Annotated in this window: 21 protein-coding genes; 7 read left to right on the forward strand and 14 right to left on the reverse strand. The window is 74.4% G+C overall.

Features of this window, described 5'->3' with window-relative positions; genetic code table 11:
• Positions 1 to 199 precede the first annotated feature (199 nt).
• Positions 200 to 394, reverse strand: a complete 195-nt coding sequence (locus OG994_RS17925) for a hypothetical protein (RefSeq protein WP_120328517.1) — start codon at positions 392 to 394, stop codon at positions 200 to 202.
• Between the two features lie 358 nt (positions 395 to 752).
• Between OG994_RS17925 and OG994_RS17930 the strand changes: the two genes are divergently transcribed.
• Both OG994_RS17930 and OG994_RS17935 read left to right on the forward strand, forming a co-directional pair.
• Positions 753 to 2486, forward strand: coding sequence for a CAP domain-containing protein (locus OG994_RS17930; protein WP_328850391.1), 1734 nt, complete (start codon positions 753 to 755; stop codon positions 2484 to 2486).
• A gap of 113 nt (positions 2487 to 2599) precedes the next feature.
• On the forward strand, positions 2600 to 3436 hold the full coding sequence (locus tag OG994_RS17935; protein WP_328850392.1) for an endo alpha-1,4 polygalactosaminidase: 837 nt from the start codon (positions 2600 to 2602) through the stop codon (positions 3434 to 3436).
• A gap of 45 nt (positions 3437 to 3481) precedes the next feature.
• Here OG994_RS17935 and mutM read toward each other — a convergent pair whose 3' ends face one another.
• From mutM to rsmD, 8 genes are all read right to left on the reverse strand, one after another.
• A complete protein-coding gene (gene mutM / locus OG994_RS17940; RefSeq protein ID WP_120328520.1) occupies positions 3482 to 4339 on the reverse strand; it encodes a bifunctional DNA-formamidopyrimidine glycosylase/DNA-(apurinic or apyrimidinic site) lyase in 858 nt (285 codons plus the stop codon).
• Complete coding sequence (gene rnc / locus OG994_RS17945; protein ID WP_328850393.1) at positions 4332 to 5240, reverse strand: ribonuclease III; 909 nt, start codon at positions 5238 to 5240, stop codon at positions 4332 to 4334. The genes mutM and rnc overlap by 8 nt, the downstream gene beginning before the upstream one ends.
• Positions 5237 to 6220, reverse strand: a complete 984-nt coding sequence (locus OG994_RS17950; RefSeq protein ID WP_120328522.1) for a phosphate acyltransferase PlsX — start codon at positions 6218 to 6220, stop codon at positions 5237 to 5239. The genes rnc and OG994_RS17950 overlap by 4 nt, the downstream gene beginning before the upstream one ends.
• Before the next feature lie 114 nt (positions 6221 to 6334).
• A complete protein-coding gene (rpmF, locus tag OG994_RS17955) occupies positions 6335 to 6508 on the reverse strand; it encodes a 50S ribosomal protein L32 (protein WP_076470490.1) in 174 nt (57 codons plus the stop codon).
• A 5-nt stretch (positions 6509 to 6513) separates the two neighbouring features.
• On the reverse strand, positions 6514 to 7077 hold the full coding sequence (locus tag OG994_RS17960) for a YceD family protein (RefSeq protein ID WP_120328523.1): 564 nt from the start codon (positions 7075 to 7077) through the stop codon (positions 6514 to 6516).
• Between the two features lie 111 nt (positions 7078 to 7188).
• Positions 7189 to 7686: an SPFH domain-containing protein gene (locus OG994_RS17965; protein WP_120328524.1), complete on the reverse strand. Its 498-nt coding sequence runs from the start codon at positions 7684 to 7686 to the stop codon at positions 7189 to 7191.
• 265 nt (positions 7687 to 7951) lie between these two features.
• Entirely contained in the window at positions 7952 to 8440 is a 489-nt protein-coding gene (gene coaD, locus OG994_RS17970) for a pantetheine-phosphate adenylyltransferase (RefSeq protein WP_120328525.1), read from the reverse strand.
• A complete protein-coding gene (rsmD, locus tag OG994_RS17975) occupies positions 8437 to 9000 on the reverse strand; it encodes a 16S rRNA (guanine(966)-N(2))-methyltransferase RsmD (protein ID WP_328850394.1) in 564 nt (187 codons plus the stop codon). The genes coaD and rsmD overlap by 4 nt, the downstream gene beginning before the upstream one ends.
• A gap of 286 nt (positions 9001 to 9286) precedes the next feature.
• Between rsmD and OG994_RS17980 the strand changes: the two genes are divergently transcribed.
• Positions 9287 to 10423, forward strand: a complete 1137-nt coding sequence (locus OG994_RS17980) for an LPXTG cell wall anchor domain-containing protein (RefSeq protein WP_120328527.1) — start codon at positions 9287 to 9289, stop codon at positions 10421 to 10423.
• Between the two features lie 194 nt (positions 10424 to 10617).
• Here OG994_RS17980 and recG read toward each other — a convergent pair whose 3' ends face one another.
• Together recG and OG994_RS17990 are read right to left on the reverse strand one after the other, a co-directional pair.
• The gene (gene recG, locus OG994_RS17985; RefSeq protein WP_328850395.1) at positions 10618 to 12816 is read right to left on the reverse strand and encodes an ATP-dependent DNA helicase RecG; all 2199 of its coding nucleotides are present in this window, start codon (positions 12814 to 12816) and stop codon (positions 10618 to 10620) included.
• Positions 12817 to 12838: 22 nt separating this feature from the next.
• On the reverse strand, positions 12839 to 14440 hold the full coding sequence (locus tag OG994_RS17990) for a DAK2 domain-containing protein (RefSeq protein WP_328850396.1): 1602 nt from the start codon (positions 14438 to 14440) through the stop codon (positions 12839 to 12841).
• Positions 14441 to 14672: 232 nt separating this feature from the next.
• On the opposite strand from OG994_RS17990, the gene rpmB reads away from it, so the two are divergent.
• Both rpmB and OG994_RS18000 read left to right on the forward strand, forming a co-directional pair.
• A complete protein-coding gene (rpmB, locus tag OG994_RS17995) occupies positions 14673 to 14864 on the forward strand; it encodes a 50S ribosomal protein L28 (protein WP_120328530.1) in 192 nt (63 codons plus the stop codon).
• Between the two features lie 227 nt (positions 14865 to 15091).
• On the forward strand, positions 15092 to 16354 hold the full coding sequence (locus tag OG994_RS18000) for an ATP-grasp domain-containing protein (RefSeq protein ID WP_328850397.1): 1263 nt from the start codon (positions 15092 to 15094) through the stop codon (positions 16352 to 16354).
• A 21-nt stretch (positions 16355 to 16375) separates the two neighbouring features.
• Here OG994_RS18000 and OG994_RS18005 read toward each other — a convergent pair whose 3' ends face one another.
• Together OG994_RS18005 and OG994_RS18010 are read right to left on the reverse strand one after the other, a co-directional pair.
• Complete coding sequence (locus OG994_RS18005; RefSeq protein ID WP_328850398.1) at positions 16376 to 16843, reverse strand: GNAT family N-acetyltransferase; 468 nt, start codon at positions 16841 to 16843, stop codon at positions 16376 to 16378.
• A gap of 28 nt (positions 16844 to 16871) precedes the next feature.
• Complete coding sequence (locus OG994_RS18010; protein WP_120328651.1) at positions 16872 to 17810, reverse strand: thiamine-phosphate kinase; 939 nt, start codon at positions 17808 to 17810, stop codon at positions 16872 to 16874.
• A gap of 146 nt (positions 17811 to 17956) precedes the next feature.
• Between OG994_RS18010 and OG994_RS18015 the strand changes: the two genes are divergently transcribed.
• Together OG994_RS18015 and OG994_RS18020 are read left to right on the forward strand one after the other, a co-directional pair.
• Positions 17957 to 18190, forward strand: a complete 234-nt coding sequence (locus OG994_RS18015) for an Lrp/AsnC ligand binding domain-containing protein (protein WP_120328532.1) — start codon at positions 17957 to 17959, stop codon at positions 18188 to 18190.
• Positions 18191 to 18199: 9 nt separating this feature from the next.
• Positions 18200 to 18829 (forward strand): DUF3515 family protein, encoded by a 630-nt coding sequence (locus OG994_RS18020; protein ID WP_240032933.1) that lies wholly within the window; start codon positions 18200 to 18202, stop codon positions 18827 to 18829.
• A gap of 28 nt (positions 18830 to 18857) precedes the next feature.
• Here the strand turns inward: OG994_RS18020 and OG994_RS18025 are convergent, their stop codons facing one another.
• Positions 18858 to 19964 (reverse strand): D-alanine--D-alanine ligase family protein, encoded by a 1107-nt coding sequence (locus OG994_RS18025; RefSeq protein ID WP_328853743.1) that lies wholly within the window; start codon positions 19962 to 19964, stop codon positions 18858 to 18860.
• Positions 19965 to 20083 lie beyond the last annotated feature (119 nt).

Here is a 20083-nt window from a genome sequence, read left to right on the forward strand (position 1 = left end):
CCTCGGCAAAGATGCAGCCATTCGCGCCCGGAGGGATCCCCCGCGCCGTTTTCACCAATGGCGCGGTCCGGCCACCCACCGCCGAACGGCAAGATCGAAAAATGGCGGCCGAAATGGGGTGGAGACAAAAGCTGCGCGCCGGCACACAGGTGTCGGCGCGCGATTTTGCGTGGTGCGATTCAGTTTTCCGACGCGAGGATCAGGTCAGCGCGGGCTCGGCGAGCCGGAGCAGACCATCCGCCTCGGTCGCGGCGGCAGCGAGCCGATCGTTCTCGGCGCGCAGACGCGTGAGCTCGAACTCCAGTGCCTGAACCCTGGCACGCAGTCGGGTGACCTCGTCGAGCAGGCGCCGGTCGGGCGCTGCACCTACGTGGCCGTAGAGGGCCTTCGCCATGTTGACTCCTTGATATGCGCTGCCGGAAAGGCCGGCCAACGCGCGCCCATGTGTTCGCGACTGCCATTCCAGCTGTATCTGGGCATGGCCGGGCGCGACTGGCGACATCTCCATATTGGGCCGCAAACCCCCTCGTCGTCAAGTTCCCGCAGGCCGTAGATCATCTCCACGCCGACCTGCCACTTGCCGGGGGGACCGCCACGAGGCACGGACACGCTCTGTCCGGACTCCTTAACTGTACGCCAGCGGTCGGGGGAAGTCCGCACCGGGGCGTCCGACTTCCCCTTAACTCTTTCTTAGCCACGTTGCCGCAGGTCGCGGCGCAACCGTAGCGTCACTGCGGCCCACAACCGACCCCGTGGAGGCGACAGGCGTGTACGGCTGGACCGACCCGAACGAGCCGGACGGCGCCCACCGGCGTCCCGAGCCGCCGATCGACGAGCCGTCCTGGCTGACCGACCGCCCGGCCCCGCGATCGGCCTACCTGTTCGGAGACGACCCCGACGAGCCGGCCGTGACCGGACGTGACGGCGCCGGGTACGCCGACGCGCACACCGGGGACCGGGGCGTCGACGCGCGGTCCGGTGAGCCGACCGACCGGTGGGCGGCCGGGCCCGGCCCACGGGACGAGTGGAGCGCCGGACGCGGCCCGGCCGACCGGTACGCCCCCGAACCGGAGCCGCGCCGCCCGTGGAGCCCCGAGCCGCGCCACCAGTGGGCCTCCGAGCCCGCGGCGCAGGAGAGGTGGACGGCCGACGACGCCAGGGACGGGACCGGCGGCTGGGCCACCGACGCCACCGGCTGGTCCGGGAGCGGCGGCGCGTGGCGGGCGGACGAGCCGACCGGGCCGCGGTCGAACGACCGCCCCGGCGCGCACCGGCCGGCCGACGAGTGGGAGACCGGACGCACCGACGGGTGGGAGACCGGACGCACCGGCGCCGGCTGGTCGGCCGACGACCGGCGCGGCGACGCCACCGACGGCTGGCGCCACGGGTCCGCCACCGGGTTCGGCGGGTACGCGACGGGCGGCTGGTCGGACGAGCGTTCGGAGGACGCGGCGCCCGGGTACGCGGCCGGCGGGCCCGCGGGCGACGACACGGCGTACGGCGTGCGAGCGGGCGGGTGGGACGCCGGCCAGGACCCGCGGCGGGACGCCGGCCAGGACCCACGGCGGGACCTCGACGCCACGGCGCCCCTGTACCCCGTGTCCTCGGCACGGGACACGGGCTGGCCCACCGACACCGGCGGGGAACGCGACGACGCCTGGCACGTGCGCGACGAGGTCGCGTCGGCGCCGGGCGGCCCGGCGCGGGCCGGCGCCGAGGAGTCTCCCCGCTCCCGGCGCCGGCTCCCCCGGCCGCTGCTCATCGGCGGTGCCGCCGCGGCGGCCACGCTGGTGGTGAGCCTCGGCGTCGGCGCCCTCGCCCTGCCCGGCGGCGACGAGCCGGCCACCCCGAGCGCCGTCGACGACACCGTGGCGGAAGCACCGGTGGCGCCCACCGACGAGGCTCCCGCCGAGACGCTCACCGCCCCCTCCCCGACCGCCTCACCGAGCACGGCGCGCCCCACCCCGTCGGCCAGCCGGAGCGTGCGGCCCACGCCGAAGGCGTCGCGCACCACGGCGCCGTCGCGGCGTACCGCCGAGCGGAGCACCCCGCCGAGCACCCGCGGCGCCACCACCGCCACGACCACGGCCCCGGCCGGCAGTGTGAGCGCCCAGGCGCGCGAGGTGGTCGACCTGGTCAACGCCGAGCGCGCCAAGGCCGGCTGCGGGGCGGTGAGCATCGACGACAAGTTGATGACCGCGGCCCAGCGGCACAGCCAGGACCAGGCGGACCACCAGAACATGTCGCACACCGGCAGCGACGGCAGCGATCCCGGCGACCGGATCGACCGGGTGGGCTACGAGTGGCGCACCTACGGCGAGAACGTGGCCTGGAACCAGAAGACCCCGGCCGCCGTCATGGATGCCTGGATGAACAGCCCCGGACACCGGGCCAACATCCTGAACTGCGCGTTCACCGAGATCGGCGTGGGGATCGCGACCAGCAACGGGCCGTACTGGACCCAGGTCTTCGCCGCGCCGCGTTGACCGGCGAGTCGTCGGCGGGCCCGCACTCGTTTCACCGGGTGTGAGGTACGCCGGCGAGGGGGCGGCGTACCGGAGCGGGCGGCGGGGCGCCGTCCGGGACCCGGGAGCTGCCGATGGGGATCCGGCCGCGCCGCCGCGCCGTCCGGTTGCGCCGCGCGTTCGCCGCCGGCGTGGCGCTGCTCCTGCTCGCTCCGGCGTACGGCTGCCGGGTCGAGGTCGCACCACCGGGCGCGCCCACGCCGTGGCCCGCCGCGTCGGCGCGGCACTGGCAGTGGCAGTGGCAGCTCACCGGCCCGGTCGACCCGGAGGTGGACGCCGACGTGTTCCTGCTCGACCCGGTGACTACCACGTCGGCGGAGACCGCCGAGCTGCGCGCGCGGTACCGGCGGCTGGTCTGCCAGGTGCACGTCGGGTCGGTACGCGCGGACGACCCGGACGCCAACCGTTTCCCGGAGAGCGTCCGGGGCGCGGCCGGCCGGCGCCCGGGCAGCCGCTGGCTGGACGTACGGCGGTGGGACACGCTCCAACCGGTGCTGGCCGACCGGTTCCGGCTGTGCCGGGGCAAGGGCTTCGGCGCGGTGGCGCTGGCCGACGCGGACGGCTACCTGCACCGCTCCGGCTTCGCCCTCGGCTTTGACGACCAGTTGCAGTTCAACCGGCGGCTGGCCCGGCTCGCCCGGTCCCTGGACCTCTCCCCCGGGCTGATGAACGACGTGCCCCAGGTCGCCGCGCTCGCCCCGGACTTCGACTTCGCGGTGAACGAGGAGTGCGTCCGCCTGGGCCAGTGCGCCAAGCTGCTGCCGTTCGTCGAGGCCGGCAAGCCGGTCTTCCACGTCGAGTACACCGGCTCGACGACCGACTTCTGCGTCACCACGGTCGGCTACGGCTTCGCCTCCATCCGCAAACAGCGCGGCCTGGACGCCTGGCGGGACGCCTGCGCGCTGCCCTGACCGCCGGCACGGCCGGACCGTGCGGGCGTCGACCACGGCTCGGGGTCATCCCCGAAGCGACCCCCGGGGACGGGGCTGGCAGCGCGGGCAGCTGTACGACGACCGGTTCATGAACGGCTCGCGGCGGATCGGGGCGCCGCAGCGGCGGCACGGCTCGCCCTCGCGGCCGTAGACGTTCAGCGAGCGCTCGAAGTAGCCGCTCTCGCCGTTGACGTTGACGTAGAGGGCGTCGAAGCTCGTGCCGCCGGACCTGATGGCCTCGCCCAGCACGTCCCGCACGTGCCCGAGCAGCCGCTGGGCGGCCGGCCGGGTCAGCGCGTCGGTGGGCCGGGCGCCGTGCAGCCGGGCCCGCCAGAGCGCCTCGTCGGCGTAGATGTTGCCGACGCCGGAGATCAGCGTCTGGTCGAGCAGGGCGCGCTTCACCTCGGTGCGCCGGCGGCGCAGGCTGGTCACGAACGCGGTGTCGGAGAAGAGCGGATCCATCGGGTCGCGGGCGATGTGGGCGATCTCCGACGGCAGTTCGGCCCCGCCCTCGCTCACCGCCAGCCCGCCGAACGTGCGCTGGTCGACGAAGCGCAGCTGCGGACCGTCGTCGGCGAAGCGGAACCGGACGCGCAGGTGCGTCTCGTCCGGCGCGTCGGCCGGTTGCAGCAGCAGCTGGCCGGACATGCCGAGGTGGCCCACGACGGCGTCACCGCTGTCCAGCGGCAGCCACAGGTACTTGCCGCGCCGGCGCACGTCGAGCACCGTCCGGCCGGCCAGCACGTCCGCGAAGTGGGCGCCGCCGGCGGTGTGCCGGCGTACGGCCCGCGGGTGGCGCACCTCGACGGAGGCGATCCGCCGGCCGGTCACCCAGGGGGCGAGCCCCTGCCGGATCGTCTCGACCTCGGGCAGCTCAGGCACTCGCGGGCTCCGAACTGGCCGTCTCGCCGCCCCGCGTACGCGCGCCGGCGTCCCGGGCGTCGGCGCTGCCGGCGCCGTCCACGCCGTCGCCCGACGGGCCGGCCGGGGCGCCGTCCGGGCCGGAGCCGTTGCCGGTGGCGCCGCCCGCCCGGGCCGCGCTGGCGCCGCCGTCGCCCTGCCCGTCCTGCTCCGCCTGCTCGGTGAGGGTCCGCCAGGCGGCCTCCGCGGCCCGCTGCTCGGCCTCCTTCTTGCTGCGCCCCTCGGCGCCGCCGTACCGGTTGCCGGCGACCACCACCCAGGCGGTGAACGTCTTCAGGTGGTCCGGCCCGGTGCCTTCGATCCGGTACTCGGGCACACCCAGCCCGAGCGCCGCGGTCAGCTCCTGGAGGCTGGTCTTCCAGTCCAGCGCGGCGCCCCGCCGGGCCGACTCGGCCATCAGCGGGTCGAAGAGCCGGTGGATGACCTCGGCGGCCGTGTCCAGGCCGTACTGGAGGTAGATGGCCCCGAGCAGCGCCTCCAGCGTGTCGGCGAGGATGCTCGCCTTGTCCCGGCCGCCGGTGGTCTCCTCACCCTTGCCGAGGAGCAGGTAGGCGCCGAGCCCCTCCGGGCCGAGCCCCCGGGCCACATCGGCCAGGGCGCGCATGTTGACGACACTCGCCCGCAGCTTGGCGAGCTGCCCCTCGGGCAGGTCGGGGTGGTTGTGGAACAGCGCCGTGGTGATGACCACCCCGAGGACCGAGTCACCGAGGAACTCCAGGCGCTCGTTGGTGGGCAGGCCGCCGTTCTCGTACGCGTACGACCGGTGGGTCAGCGCGCGCTCCAGCAGCTGCGGGTCGAGCGACACGCCGAACGCGGCCTCGAGGTGACCGACGGACGCCCGTCGCCGCTTGTCGTTGCTCATGGTGTGGCTACCTCGGTGTCGATGATGTGGTCGTGAGCCGTGCGGGCACGCCCGGCGAGCAGAGCGGCGACCTGGTCGGTGGCGCGCCGCCGCCACAGGTGCGCGGCGAGACCGATGCCGGACGCGACGTCGTCGGCCCCGGCCGCGCCGTGGCAGACGACCACCGTGCCGGAGACGCCGAGCAGGGCGGCCGCACGGGGGGCGCCTCCGCTGGCCGGGGGGCCGCCGGCCATCGCGTACGCGCCCTCGATCGCCTTGAGCAGCACGTTACCGGTGAACCCGTCGGTGACCACCACGTCGGCGCGCGTGCCCAGTGAGACGTCGTAGCCCTCGACGAGACCCACGTAGCGGGCGTCGCAGGGCAGCGGTTCGGCGGCGAGCACGGCGTCGGCGGCCCGCCGGACCCGGTCCCCCTTGCCCGCCTCGGTGCCGACGGAGAGCAGCCCGACCCGCGGCGCGTCGACCGCGTGCGCCACGGCCGCGTAGGCGGCGCCCAGCACGGCGTGCCGGGCGAGGGTCGCCGGGCGGGGTTCCAGGGAGCCACCCACGTCGAGGAACACGACGGGCCCGGCGACGGCCGGCAGGGTGGCGACGAGGGCCGGCCGGCGGACCTGCGGCCAGCGGCCGAGCCCGAGGGCGGCGGCGGTGACCGTGGCGCCGGTGGCACCGGCGGAGACGAGGGCGTCGGCGGTGCCGTCCCGCACCGCGGCGACGGCGGCGCGGACGGTGCTCTCCGCGCGTGCCGCGCTGGGGTGGTCGGCCATGCCGACCTTGTCCCGGACCGGGCGCACCGTGATCCGGGGCCGGTGCACCGGTTCCAGGGCGGCGATCAGCGCGTCGGCGACCTCGGGAGGTCCGACGAGCAGCAGGTGCAGGTCCGGATCGGCGCGGACGGCCCGCAGAGCGCCGTCAACCACGACGGCGGGAGCGTCGTCCCCGCCGAGGAGGTCAACGGCGATCCGCGCGGTGCCCGGCTCCACCGGAGGGCTGACCGGTGAGGACCGGTCGGCGCCGGAGGGAGCCGGGGCACCGGGCGATCGCCAGGGTGCGCGCGCCGCCCGACCAGGGGTCGGGAGCGTCACTCGGCGTCCAGGTCAGACCTCGAGGACCTGGCGGCCGTTGTACGTGCCGCAGACGGAGCAGGCGGCGTGCGGCAGCTTCGGGGACTTGCACTGCGGGCACGCCACGGTCGCGACCGCCGCGGTCTTCCACTGCGCCCGGCGGGACCGGGTGTTGCTGCGCGACATCTTGCGCTTGGGGACGGCCACGGTTCTTACTCCTCTTTACGGGTCAGTTGCGACAGGCTCGCCCATCGCGGGTCGATCTGCTGGTGGCTGTGGTCGGCCGGCAGATCGTCCCGGTGCACCCCACACTCGGGGCACAGGCCTGGGCAGTCCTCCCGGCAGAGCGGGTTGGTCGGCAGTGTGAGCACCACCGCGTCCCGCAACGCCGGTTCCAGGTCGATCAGATCGCCCTGCATCCGGCCCACCTCGTCCTCGTCGGTCGTGGTGTCCGTGGTGCTGTTCTCGTACGCGTACAGCTCCTGGATCCGTACGACCACCGAGTCGTCGATGTCGCGCAGGCACCGGCTGCACTCGCCCCGGATCGGACCGCTCACGGTCCCGGAGACGAGCACACCCTCGGACACCGACTCCAACCTCAGGTCGAGGTCGAGGTCCGCGCCCTCCGGCACGCCGATCAGCTCCACGCCGAGGTCCGCCGGTGCCGGCACGACCCGCTTGACCGTACGCAACGCGCCAGGTCGGCGCGGCAGGTCCCTCGTGTCGAGGACCAGCGGCGACCTGGGGTCGAGTGGGCTTGGCGAGTGTTTGGGCATAGTCAGACTCCGGCCGGTGCGAGGCCGACAATCGAGGTTACCTGGGCGACCGCCGTACCGTCGAACCGGGGCCGACGGCCGCCCCGCGTGCCGGCTGTGGCGTGCTGCCGGTCAGAAGGGTAGCGGCCGTTCCGCCTCGTCACCGGCGAAGGTCCCGATCTCGCGCAGCGCGTGCATCTTGTCGCGGCCGCGCTCGATCGAGGCGAGCGCCCGGGTGAGGAACTGCTCGAAGTTGGCCAGAGCGGTGTCGACGTAGTCGTCGACCTCCTCCCGCAGACGCTGGGCCTCGGCCCGCGCCTCCGCGATGATCCGCGCGCCCTCGTGCTCGGCGGAGACGGTGATCTCGTTGACCGACACCAGCCGGGCGTGTTCCGCCTCACCCTCGCTGATGATCCGGTCGGCCTCGCGCTTGCCGGCCTCCATGATCTTGTCGCGTTCCTCGAGCAGGGCCTGGGCCCGGCGCAGGTCGGCGGGGAGCTCGGCGCGCAGCTCGTCCAGGGCCGCGATCATCTCGGCCCGGTCGATCATGCAGTTGTTCCGCGACATCGGGACGGACCGCGCCGTCTCCACCATGGCGATCAGTTCGTCGATGCGATCGAGCGGGTCCACCGGTACCTCACTCCTGTCGTTCGTCGGCCGACCTACATGATGCGGGCTGCGGCCACTTCCCGCTCCACCCATCATCCCGTGCGCCGCCGTACGCCCACCCTCGCGGTGGCCCGGCGCGTCGCACCATCCCCTGATCGCGCCGATCTTGCACTTCCTGCCCCTGACTCGTCCCGGTACGGGCGGTTTGTCGGGGCCGAAAGTGCAAGATCGCGGGGAGGGTGGGGGCGGGGGGTGGGGGCGGGGGGTGGGGGCGGGGGGGTGGGCGTCAGGGGCGCGGCGGCGGGGAGAGCCTTGCCTCCAGTTCGGCCCGCACCCGGTCGGGGACGTGCGGCGAGACGTCACCGCCCCACTTGGCCACGTCCTTCACGAGGCTGGAGGAGAGGAACGAGTAGAGCGGGTTCGTCGGCATGAACAGCGTCTCGACACCGGCCAGGCCGATGTTCATCTGCGCCATCTGGAGCTCGTAGTCGAAGTCGCTGACCGCGCGCAGGCCCTTGATCAGCACGCTCGCCTGCTGGGCACGGCAGAAGTCGACGAGCAGCCCCCGGAAGGACTCCACCCGGACGTTGTCGTACGAGGCGGTCACCTCGCGGAGCATGTCGATGCGCTCCTCGACGGTGAACAGACCGCTCTTCGACTGGTTGACCAGCACACCGACGATCACCTCGTCGAACAGCCGGCTGGCCCGACCGATGATGTCGAGGTGTCCGTTGGTGACCGGGTCGAACGAGCCGGGACACACCGCACGTCTCATGATCGGCGACCGTACCAAAGTGTGGTCTCCCCGTAACGGCGGCTGCGCTCGCCGGTGATGCCCGGCACCCAGCGCAGCTCCCCGCTCCGGCTGGACCGCTCCACCACCACGAGCGCGTCCGGCGCCAGCCAGCCGTGGTCGACCAGCGCGGTCAGCACGGCGGCGACCTCCTCGTCGGAAACGGCGTACGGGGGATCGGCGAAGACCAGGTCGTAGGGCTCCCCCTCCGGGCCGCCGGCCAGGACCGTGGCGACGCGACCGGTGACCAGCCGGACCACGGGCGCGGCGCCCAGGGCGGCGACGTTGCGCCGGATCACCCGGGCGGCCCGCGGATCGGACTCGACCAGCAGCACGTGCGCGGCCCCCCGGGAGAGCGCTTCGAGCCCGACCGCGCCGGAGCCGGCGTAGAGGTCGGCGACGCGGGCCCCGTCCAGGTCCGTCCCGGCCTGCACCGCGCTGAACAGCGCCTCCCGCACCCGGTCCGAGGTGGGGCGGGTGCCTTCGCCGGGTGGCGTGGCGATCCGCCGCCCGCCGAACGTCCCCGCGACGATCCGGGTCACGGTCTCCTCCTGCTCATGGCCACGACGCTACGCGACGGCCGGAGCCCGGTGGCCGGTCGGTCGCGGGCCGGAGCCCCACGCGGAGAACGACCTCCGCGATCACTCCGCACCCGCCGGATGACGGGCTGTATATCTAAGATCACAGATCCACAACATCATCCTTAAGGACCACTGAGGGCTGTAACGCAACCGGCCGGATCGATATGGTCTGCCGGGTGTCGGGCGTGGCGTGTCGATTTCCGCCCCGTTCGACGCAGTCTCCGATCACCCCGAATCAGGAGTAGACGTGAATCGTCTGAACCTCCGGCGCGTCGTGGCGGTAGCCGCCGGCGCGCTGCTCGGCCTCGCCGGCGTGGCCACCGTCGCCGCCCCGGCCAGCGCCCACCACAGCGAGGTCAAGGTCACCGCCGAGTGTGACACCGCCGCCGGCGAGTGGATCACGACCTGGACCGTACGGGCCGTCGCTCCGTCCGACGTGCAGAAGTTCAAGCTCATCGAGGTCAACGCCCAGAGCAAGAAGGGCGACACGACCGAGTCGTTCACCATCGAGGGCATCCAGGCGACCCAGGACGACTCCTACCCGTACGCGGTGGCCGAACCCCTGGTCGGCACGGCCAGGCTGGCCGGTGACGTCACCGAGGCGTCGCTGAGCGTCCGCGCCGAGTGGGACAACAAGTTCAAGGAGAAGGAGCCCAAGGGCGCCTCCATCAAGTTCAGCGAGACCTGCGACAAGGTCGTCACCCCGCCGCCGTCGACGGCCAACCCGAAGGCCACGGTGACCGCCGACTGCAGCGGCGACGTGACCGTGAAGCTGGAGAACGGCAAGGAGGCGACCAAGGAGGCCGAGTTCACCGTCACCGGCACCGACGGCTTCAAGAAGGAGGCGACGGTCGAGCCGGGCAAGGACAAGAGCATCACGGTTCCGGCCGCGAACGCCGGGAAGATCACGATCACCGAGGCCGGCCAGGAAAAGCCCCTCTTCGACGGCAAGCCCGCCGAGGCGAAGGACTGCGTGAAGCCCGGTGAGCCCTCGGGCAGCTACCTGTCCACCTGCGACGAGCTGATCTTCGAGGTCTCGAACCCGGCCGACGGCGAGACGGTCACCATCACCTTCACCCCCAACAAGGGCGAGGCCAAGACGCTGACCGTCGAGCCCGGCAAGACCGGCACCGTCTCCTTCCCGGCGCAGGAGGGCCTCAAGGTCACCCCGAGCGCCGAGGGAATGGACGAGACCGAGCCGATCGCCTGGGAGAAGCCCGAGGACTGCGACACCCCGGGCCAGGGCGGCGGTGGCGACGAGCCCGAGCTGCCGCTGACCGGTGCCGCCACCGGCGGGATCATCGCCGGTGCGGCCGTGCTGCTGGCCGCCGGTGTGGCGCTCTTCGTGGTGGCCCGCCGCCGCAAGATCCGCTTCACCGCCTGAACCGCGTAACCGTACGACCCGAGGGCGCGTCGACCACCCGGTCGGCGCGCCCTCGGCGTTCCTGACGGCAGGGATCGCCCGGCGGACCGGACAGGCCAGCCGCCCGACGTGCCGGCGGCCCGACGTGCTTGCGGCCCGACGTGCCGGCCGGCGGCGCGGGCCGGGACGGCCCGGCGGACCGGACAGGCGACCGGTCAGCCCTTCTCCAGGTACTCCGCCCGCTCCTCGTCGACCAGGGCGGCCACGGAGGCGGCGAGCGCCGGGTGCCGGGCCAGCTCCGGGTCCTCCTCGACGAGGGCGATCGCCTCGGCGCGGGCGTCCCGGATCAGGTCCGCGTCACGCAGCAGGGAGAGCAGGCGCAGGTGCGAGCGACGCCCGGACTGGGTCGCGCCGAGCACGTCCCCCTCCCGGCGCTGCTCCAGGTCGAGTTCGGCCAGCTTGAAGCCGTCCGTCGTGGACGCGACCGCGTCCAGCCGCTCCCGGGCCGGGCTGCCCTCCGGCGCCTCGGTCACCAGCAGGCAGAGCCCGGCCGCGGCGCCCCGACCGACCCGCCCCCGCAGCTGGTGCAGCTGCGAGACGCCGAAGCGGTCGGCGTCCAGCACGATCATCACGGTGGCGTTCGGCACGTCCACGCCGACCTCGACCACCGTGGTGGCGACCAGCACGTCGAGCTGCCCCGCGGCGAACGAGCGCATCACGGCGTCCTTCTCCTCGGCCGGCAGCCGGCCGTGCAGCGTCCCGATCCGCAGCCCGTGCAGCGGCCCCTCGGCGAGCAGCGGCGCGACCTCGGTCACGGCCAGCGGCGGTCGCCGGCCGGAGTCGTCCTCCCGCGGCGCCTCCTCCTCGCCGGTGGCGCCCTCCCCGATCCGCGGGCAGACGACGTACGCCTGGTGGCCGGCGGCCACCTCCTCACGCAGCCGCGCCCAGGCGCGTTCGAGGAAGGCGGGCTTCTCGGCGGCGGGCACCACGTGCGAGGCGATGGGCGAGCGACCCCGGGGCAGCTGCGAGAGCGTGGACACCTCCAGGTCGCCGTAGACCGTCATGGCCACGGTGCGCGGGATCGGGGTGGCCGTCATCACGAGCACGTGCGGCGGCTGGTCGGCCTTGGCCCGCAGCGCGTCCCGCTGCTCGACACCGAACCGGTGCTGCTCGTCGACGACCACGAGACCGAGGTCGGCGAAGTCGACCCCCTCGTAGAGCAGGGCGTGCGTGCCGATCACGATGCCCGCGCGGCCCTGCGCCACCTCGGCCAGGGCCCGACGACGGGCCGCGGCGCCCAGCGAGCCGGTGACCAGTTCCGCCCGGGTGGCGTGGGCGGCCGCGTCCAGCTCACCGTCGCGCCCGAGCGGGCCGAGCAGGTCGAGGACGCCCCGGTAGTGCTGCGCGGCGAGCACCTCGGTCGGCGCGAGCAGCGCCGCCTGACCGCCCGCGTCCACCACCTGGAGCATCGCCCGCAACGCGACGACGGTCTTGCCCGAGCCCACCTCGCCCTGCAGCAGCCGGTGCATCGGGTGCGGCGTGGCCAGGTCGGCGGCGATCTCGCGGCCCACGTCCCGCTGACCGGGCGTCAGCTCGTACGGCAGCCGGGCGTCGAACGCGTCCAGCAGCCCACCGGGGCGGGCCGGGCGCGGCCGGGCCGGCCAGTCGGCGGCGCGGTGCTTGCGCTGCACGAGGGTGAGCTGCACGGCGAACGCCTCGTCCCACTTGAGCCGCCGGCGGGCCCGGTGGAGGTCCTCCTTGCTGGAGGGGCGGTGGATCTCGCGCAGGGCGGTGCCGAGCCCGACCAGGTTGCGGCTCGCCCGCACCGTGGCCGGCAGCGGGTCCTCCGGCGGGGTGAAGGTGTCCAGCACCACCCGGACGCACCGGGCGATCACCCACGTCGGCACGGCCGCGGCGGCGGGGTAGACGGGGATCAGGGCCCCCGCGAACTCCTCGATCTCCTCGCTGGCCGCCGCCTCGCCGTCGCCGCCCTCGCCGAGCAGGACGTACTCCGGGCCGTTGAGCTGCCGCCGGCCCCGGAACTCGGTGACCTTGCCGGCGAAGAGCCCCCACCGCCCGGGGCGCAGGTCCCGTTCGCGCCAGGTCTGGTTGCCGAAGAAGGTGAGGGTGAGCACGCCGCCGGAGCCGTCGCCCACGGCGACCTCGAGCAGGTTGCCGCGGCGCTGGCGCATCGGCCGCACGGTGGTGCGCTGCACCTGGCCCAGCACCGTGACCTGCTCCCCGACGGCCAGCGAACGGATGTCGGTGTGCTCGCCCCGCTCGTCGTACCGGCGCGGGAAGTGGTAGATCAGGTCGCCGGCCGTGTGCAGGTCGAGGTGGGTGGCGAGGGCCTTGGCCGTCTTCTCGCCGACCAGCTTCTTCAACGGCGTGTCCACCGTGGCCGGTCCGCTCACGCCGGCGCCCCCCTTCGCCTGCTCATTCCACGCCCACCAGGAGCGGGTAGTGCGGCTGCCCGCCCGCGTACGCCTGCACGTCGACGAACGGCCACCGTCGGGCGACGTGCGCTTGCACCGCCTCCACGAGACCGGCCGGTGCGTCGGCCCCGGAGATCAGGGTGACGAGTTCGCCACCCCCGCCGAGCATCCGGTCGACCACCGCGACACACGTGTCGACGAGGTCGGTGCCGATGAGGTGCACCTCTCCCTCGACCAGGGCGAGCACGTCACCGGCCCGGCAGGGCCCCGCCACCGTGAGCGCCTCCCGGCTGGCGTAGCAGACCTCGGCGTAGCGGCACGCACCCGCCGCCTCCGCCATGGCGATGACGTCGTCCTCGAAGCGGCGGCCCGGGTCGCGGACCGCCAGGGCGGCCAACGCCTGCACCGGGGACCGGGTGGGCACCACGCTGACCTTGACTCCCAGCCCGTGTGCCTCCCGCGCGGCCGCGCTCGCCACCGCCTCCGTGTCCGGGTCGTCGGGCAGCACCACCACCCGGGCCGCGCCGGTGGCCCGGATCGCGTCGAGCAGCTCGCCCGTGGAGGGGTTGCCCGGCACCACCTTGGCGCCCTCACCGCCGAACAGCTCGGCGATCCCCGCCCCGGGCGCCACCACCACGGCCGCCCGGCCGTCCGCCGTCGGGGCCGGGGCCTGGTCGGCGAAGCGCGTCACCGAGATCCGGTGCGGCCGTCCCGCCACGACCCCCGCCTCGATGGCCGCCCCGACATCGTTGACGTGCACGTGCACGTTCCAGGTGCCGCCGCTGTCGTCGCCGACGATCACGAGGGAGTCGCCCAGCCCGGCGAGCACCGCCCGCATCCGCTCGACCTCCTCGCGGCCGGCGTCGAGAAGGAACTGCACCTCGTAGGCGTAGTCGTCGGAGCCCGTCTCGCGGACGGTGACGGGCGGCGGGGCGGGCGCCGTGCGCGGCGCGGCGGCCGGCCGGGCCGGCCGCTCCCCGGTGACCACCTCGACCAGGACGTCCAGCAGCAGGCAGAGCCCGCGTCCACCGGCGTCGACCACACCGGCCCGCGCGAGCGCGGGCAACTGCTCGGGGGTACGCGCCAGCGCGGCGGCGGCCTCCCGGGCCGCGGCGCCGGCGACCGCCGGCAGGTCGTCGGTGTCCGCCCGGTCGGCGCCCCGCGCGGCGGCGGCGACGACCGTGAGCAGCGTGCCCTCGACCGGCCGGGCCACCGCCGTGTAGGCGGTGGCGGCGGCGGCGCGCAGTGCGGCGGCGAGCGCCCGCCCGCGCACGGCCGGCACGGCGCCGGCCGCGTCGGCGAAGCCGCGCAGGATCTGCGACAGGATCACCCCCGAGTTGCCCCGGGCGCCGAGCAACGCGCCTCGGGCCATCAGCCGCAGCGCGTGCCCGTGGGGCGTGGCCTCGCCGTCGGGGAGGGTGTCGAGGTCCATGGCGAGCGCCTGGTGCGCCGAGGTGAGCGTGAGCACCAGATTGGTGCCGGTGTCGCCGTCGGGCACCGGGTAGACGTTGAGCTGGTCGATCTCGGCCTGGTGCCGCTTGAGCGCGGCCAGCCCGCCCACACACCAGCGGCGCACCGCGGCGGCGTCGAGGGTGTCCAGCACGGCCGAAAGCCTACTGGCGCGCACCGACGCGCGCCGGGCTCGTCGGGACGTGTCCGCCGGGGGCCGCTATCCTGGCGGCGGTTCCGCCTCCGGCGCGCGGGCCCGGGCGACCGGCGGCGCTGGTAGCGGCCCGGTTGGGCGGGCCGGCCGCTCATCGGGTAACCTGGCCAGGTTGCCCGGGCAGCGCCTGCCGCCGGCGACCTCATGAACGTTTCAAACCCAGGAGTATCCCGTGGCTAGCGTGTGCGACGTCTGTGGCAAGGGGCCGGGCTTCGGCCACAACGTGTCCCACTCGCACCGGCGGACCAACCGCCGCTGGAACCCGAACATCCAGTCGGTGCGTACCCCGGCCGGTGGTGGCACCACCAGGAAGATGAAGGTCTGCACCTCGTGCATCAAGGCCGGCAAGGTCACCCGCGCCTGACCCGGTAGCGGACACTTCCCAGACAGACGACAGCCGGCGGACCGAACGGTCCGCCGGCTCTTGTCGTACCCGCACCCGCCGACCCGCTGTGCCACGGCCGCTGTGCCCGCCTCCCGAACGCGCGCTGACGGGTACGCGACGCCCCATGGACCGGGGCCCTACGTCCGGTTAGGGTCTCCCTGCGCCGAGTGCCGGACCGTCCGCCGGCGCCGACCACGGGAGGGATCGTGCGGGATCTGGGCCGCGAGCAGATGATCATCGTGGGGACCTCCCACGGCATGCTGCGCTGGTTCGTCGACGACCTACCGGCCGACAGCGTGGTGCTCATCGAGGAGCCGGACGTGATCCGGCGCCGCGACGTCGACGGCCTCGCCGAGCGGCTGCCCTTCATCTCCCGCCTCGTGGCCGCCGAGTACCAGACCGGCCTGGACGCGGCCGCGCTGCTCGCCCGCGATCCCGCGCTGGCGTCGGCCCGGCTCGTGATGCCCGGCCTGGAGTACGCGGTGGGCGCCGCCGCCCGGCTGGCCGACGCCCTCGGTCTGCCCGGCGCCGGGGTCGAGGCCGCCGACGTGTTCACCGACAAGCACCGGATGCGGCTCGTGGCGGCCGGGGCCGGCATCGTCAACCCCGCCTTCGAACTGGTCGACGACCCGGAGCGCGCGGCCGCGTTCGCCCGCCGGCACGGCGGCCGGTGCGTGCTGAAGCCGACCCGTCGTTCCGGGAGCCTCGGCGTGCAGATCCTCAACGACCCCGAGCAGGTGGCCGCCGCCTGGGCCGAGACGGCCGCCCCGGAGGACACGCCGGACGCCACCGACCGGGGGCTGCCCACCGACGTCCTCGTCGAGCAGGTGCTCGACGGACGCGAGCACAGCGTCGAGCTGCTGCTCGTCGACGGGGAGGTCATCTTCGGCAACGTCACCGACAAGCGGGTGCAGCCCGGGCGACGCCCCGTGGAGACGGGGCACACCGTCCCGTCCCTCCTGCCCGGCGACGTCCAGCGGGCGCTGCTCGACGCGGCCACCCGGCTCGCCGGTGCCGCCGGCTTCCGCACCGGCGTCCTGCACAGCGAGTGGATGGTGGCCGACGGCGTGCCGGCTCTCGTCGAGTGCGCGGCCCGCCTCCCCGGCGACATGATCACCGCGCTGATCTCGGTCGCGTACGAGTGCGGGTTCATCGAGGCGTACCTGCGGGTGCTGCGCGGCGAGCGGCCCGAGCCGCCGGTCCTGCCGGTGCGGCCGACGGGCGGGGCGGCGGTGGAGTTCCTGCTCGCCCCGCAGGGAACGGTCACCGGGATCGACGGCGTACGGGCGGCCCGCCGGGTGTCCGGGGTGCTGAACGTGCAGCTCGACGTCGGGGTGGGCGACACGGTCGGCGAGGTGACCCACTCGCTGGCCCGCAGCGGGCACGTGCTGGCCTGGGGCGCCGACGCGACCGAGGCGACCGCCGCGGCGGCCAAGGCCGCCGAGCAGGTCCAGATCGTCACCGGCTGAGCGCGGCCCGCACCTCGCGGGTCAGAGCGTGCGGCCGTACGACAGGCAGCCGGGCGCGTCCTTGTAGAAGCCGAAGTTCGGGATCCGCTCGTAGCCGGCCGAGGTGTACATGGCGACGGCCTCGGGCTGCCGGTCGCCGCACTCCAGGATCATCCGCTTGCGCCCGTGCTCCCGCGCGGACCGTTCCACGGCCGCCAGCACGGCACGCGCCACGCCCCGGCCACGGGCCGCCGGATCCGTGTACATCCGCTTCAGCTCGGCCACCTCGCCCATGTCGCCGTGGCTGCGCCAGCCGCCGCAGCCCACCGGCTCCCCGTCGAGGTGGGCGACGAGGAAGGCGCCGGCCGGCGGGACGAACTCCGCCGGGTCGACCGGCGTCTCGTCGCCGCTGCCGCCGTACCGCGCGCCGAGGTCGGCCAGCGCGGCCCGGATGAGCCGCTGCGCCACCGGCGAGTCGAACGACACGAGGCGAATCTCGATCTCACTCACCGGTAAAGGGTACGACCAGCAACGACCCTTACCGGAAGTGGTCCCAGCCGGCCGGTCCCGCGTACGGCTCGCCGTCGACGGTCACGCCCGACCCGTCCACCACCCGGCCGATGGGCCGCCACTGCGGCGGCAGGGCGACCTCCGGCGGGAACGAGGCGACCAGGGCGTGATCCTCGCCACCGCCGAGGATCCAGGTGTACGGGTCGGCGCCGAGCGCCTGCGCCGCGTCGCGCATCTGCCGGGGCACCTCGAAGGCGTCCCGCCGCACGTCGATCCCGACACCGCTGGCCCTCGCCACGTGCCCCAGGTCGGCCACGAGGCCGTCCGACACGTCGATCATCGAGGTGGCGCCCAGCTGGGCGGCCTGCGGCCCCGCCGCGTACGGCACCTCCGGCCGGCGGTACGCCTCGACGAGCAGCCGGGGCGTCCGGAACCCGCGGGAGAGCACGGTGAGCCCGGCCGCCGCGTGGCCGATGCGGCCGGCGAGGGCGACCACGTCCCCGGGACGCGCCCCCGACCGCGTCACGGGCGGACGGCCACCGAGGTCGCCGAGCGCGGTCACGGCGATGGTCAGGGTGGGGCTCGCGGACATGTCGCCGCCGACCACGCCGGCGCCGACCGTGGCCGCCTCGGCCGCCAGCCCGTCGGCCAGCTCCTCCGCCCAGCCCGGGTCCAGCTCCGGCGGCATGCAGAGGGCGACCAGCAGGGCCGTCGGGCTGCCGCCCATGGCCGCGATGTCGGCCAGGTTCGCGGCCGCCGCCCGGTGACCGATGTCCCGGGCACTCCCCCAGTCCCTCCGGAAGTGCCGCCCCTCGACCAGCACGTCGGTCGACGCCGCGACCCGGCCGTCCGGGGCGGCGATCACCGCGGCGTCGTCACCGGGCCCCAGCAGGGTGGCCGGCCCGTGCGCCAGGCGGGCGGTCACCCGGTCGATCAACCCGAACTCGCCGATCTGCGCGACGCTCAACCCGCCACCCTCGTTCCGCTCCCGCCGCCCGGCCCCGCCGTGCTCGCTCACCGCTTCTCCTCGACCACCGATAGGGATCGGACCTGCACCGTACGGTAGTTTCACCCTTCAGGCCGCTTCGCGCGGCGACGGAGGGAGGTCGAGTCGTGGTACAGGCGTACATCCTCATCCAGACCGAGGTCGGCCGCGCGCGGGACGTGGCCGGCCGCATCGCGGACCTCGCCGGCGTGGTGCGCGTGGACGCGGTCACCGGCCCGTACGACGTGGTCGTGCTCACCGAGGCGAACACCGTCGACGAGCTCGGCAAACTCATCGTCAGCAAGGTGCAGATGGTGCCCGGCATCACCCGCACCCTCACGTGTTCGGTGGTGCGCCTGTAAGTGGACAAGATCACTACTACCTCCGTCGACGCGCAGACCGACGAACGGCCGGACGCGACGGGCGACCGACCGGGCCCGGACCGGACCACCCGCCGCGCCGCGCTGATCGCGGCCCTCGTCGCGCTGCCGATCACGCTGCTCGTGGGCGGGCTCACGTTCGCGCAGCTCGCGCCGGACGAGCCCGCGGCCGACCCGACGCCGTCGGCGACGGCTCCGCGCGTCCAGTCGACCGCGCCGGTCGAGATGGCGGCCCCGGCGCTGGCCGAGCGGCCGGCCACACTCTGCCGCGCGCTGCTCTCGCAGTTGCCGTCCAGCGTCCGCGACCTCCCGCAGCGCCCGGTGACCGCCGGCCCGGAGCAGAACGCCGCGTACGGCGACCCGGCGGTCACGGTGGCCTGCGGTGGCGCCGAGCCGACGATCCCGGCCACCTCCGACGTCTGGGTGGTGAACAAGGTCTGCTGGTACGCGGACGAGCAGTCCGAGGCCACCGTGCTCACGACGATGGACCGGGAGACCGCCGTGACGGTCCGCGTCCCGCGCGCCTACGAGCAGCCGTTGCAGTGGGTGGCCCCGTTCTCCGACACGATCGTTGCCTCGGTGCCCTCCGGCGGCGACATCCCGGCCGGCTGCCGGGGCTGACGCCGGCGCCCCGGCGCAGGCCGGTGCCTCAGTGCAGGCCGGCGCCCCGGTTGAGGGCCGTGCGGATCAGGCGGTCCACCAGCTTCGGGTACTCCAGGCCGGAGGCCGCCCACATCCGCGGGAACATCGACGAGGGCGTGAACCCCGGCATGGTGTTGATCTCGTTGAGGTAGACGTCCAGCTCGGGCGTGACGAAGAAGTCCACCCGGGCCAGCCCGGCGCAGTCCAGGGCCGTGAACGCCCGCACGGCGTACTCCTGGACCTGCCGGGCCACCCGCTCGGGCAGGTTGGCGGGGACGTCGTACTCGCAGACCTCGTCCGAGTCGATGTACTTCGCCTCGAAGTCGTAGAACTCGTGGTCGGCCACGACCCGGACCTCGGCGAGCACCGACGCCTCCGGCGTACCGCCGGCCTCACCCTCCAGCACGCCGCACTCGATCTCCCGGCCGACCACGGCGGCCTCGACGAGCACCTTCGGGTCGATCTGCCGGGCGACGGCGACCGCCGCGTCGAGCTGCGCCCAGTCGCTGACCTTCGTGATGCCGAAGGACGAACCGGCCCGGGACGGCTTCACGAAGACCGGCAGCCCGAGTCGTTCCTTCTCCGCCTCGCTGAGGGTCATGCCGTTGCGCAGCACCGCGTACCGACCGATGGGGATGCCCTCGGCGGCGCAGAGCTTCTTGGTGAACTCCTTGTCCATGGCGGCGGCCGACGCGAAGACGTTCGCCCCGACGTACGGGATGCCGGCCATCTCCAGCATGCCCTGGATGGTGCCGTCCTCCCCGTACGCGCCGTGCAGGACGGGGAAGACCACGTCCACGTCGGCGAGCGCCCGGGGCCCGTCGACCGGGTCGAGCACCATGAGGCCGTTGCCGGTCGGGTCCGCGCGCAGCACCAGGTCGACACCGGACTGCGCGGTGATCTCGGGCAGCCGCCGGGACTGGATGGCGAGGCTGCCCGGGTCGCCGTCGGTGAGGACCCACTGCCCCGCCCGCGTGATGCCGACCGGCACGACCTCGTACTCGTCGGGGTCGAGCGCGCCGATCACGCTGCCGGCGCTGACGCAGGAGATGCCGTGCTCCGGGCTGCGGCCGCCGAAGACGACGGCCACGCGGGTCTTGCCTGGGGTGGTCACTCCGGTCACCTCTCCGGTCGGCTGCGCTGGGTTGCTCACCGGTTGACCTTACTGTGCGTGGCGGCGAGACGAGGGCGATACCCGGCGAGACGCGGCAGACCCTCGAAACCGGTCAACGA

The organism is Micromonospora globbae, from assembly GCF_036184225.1.
GTDB classification, from domain to species: domain Bacteria; phylum Actinomycetota; class Actinomycetes; order Mycobacteriales; family Micromonosporaceae; genus Micromonospora; species Micromonospora globbae.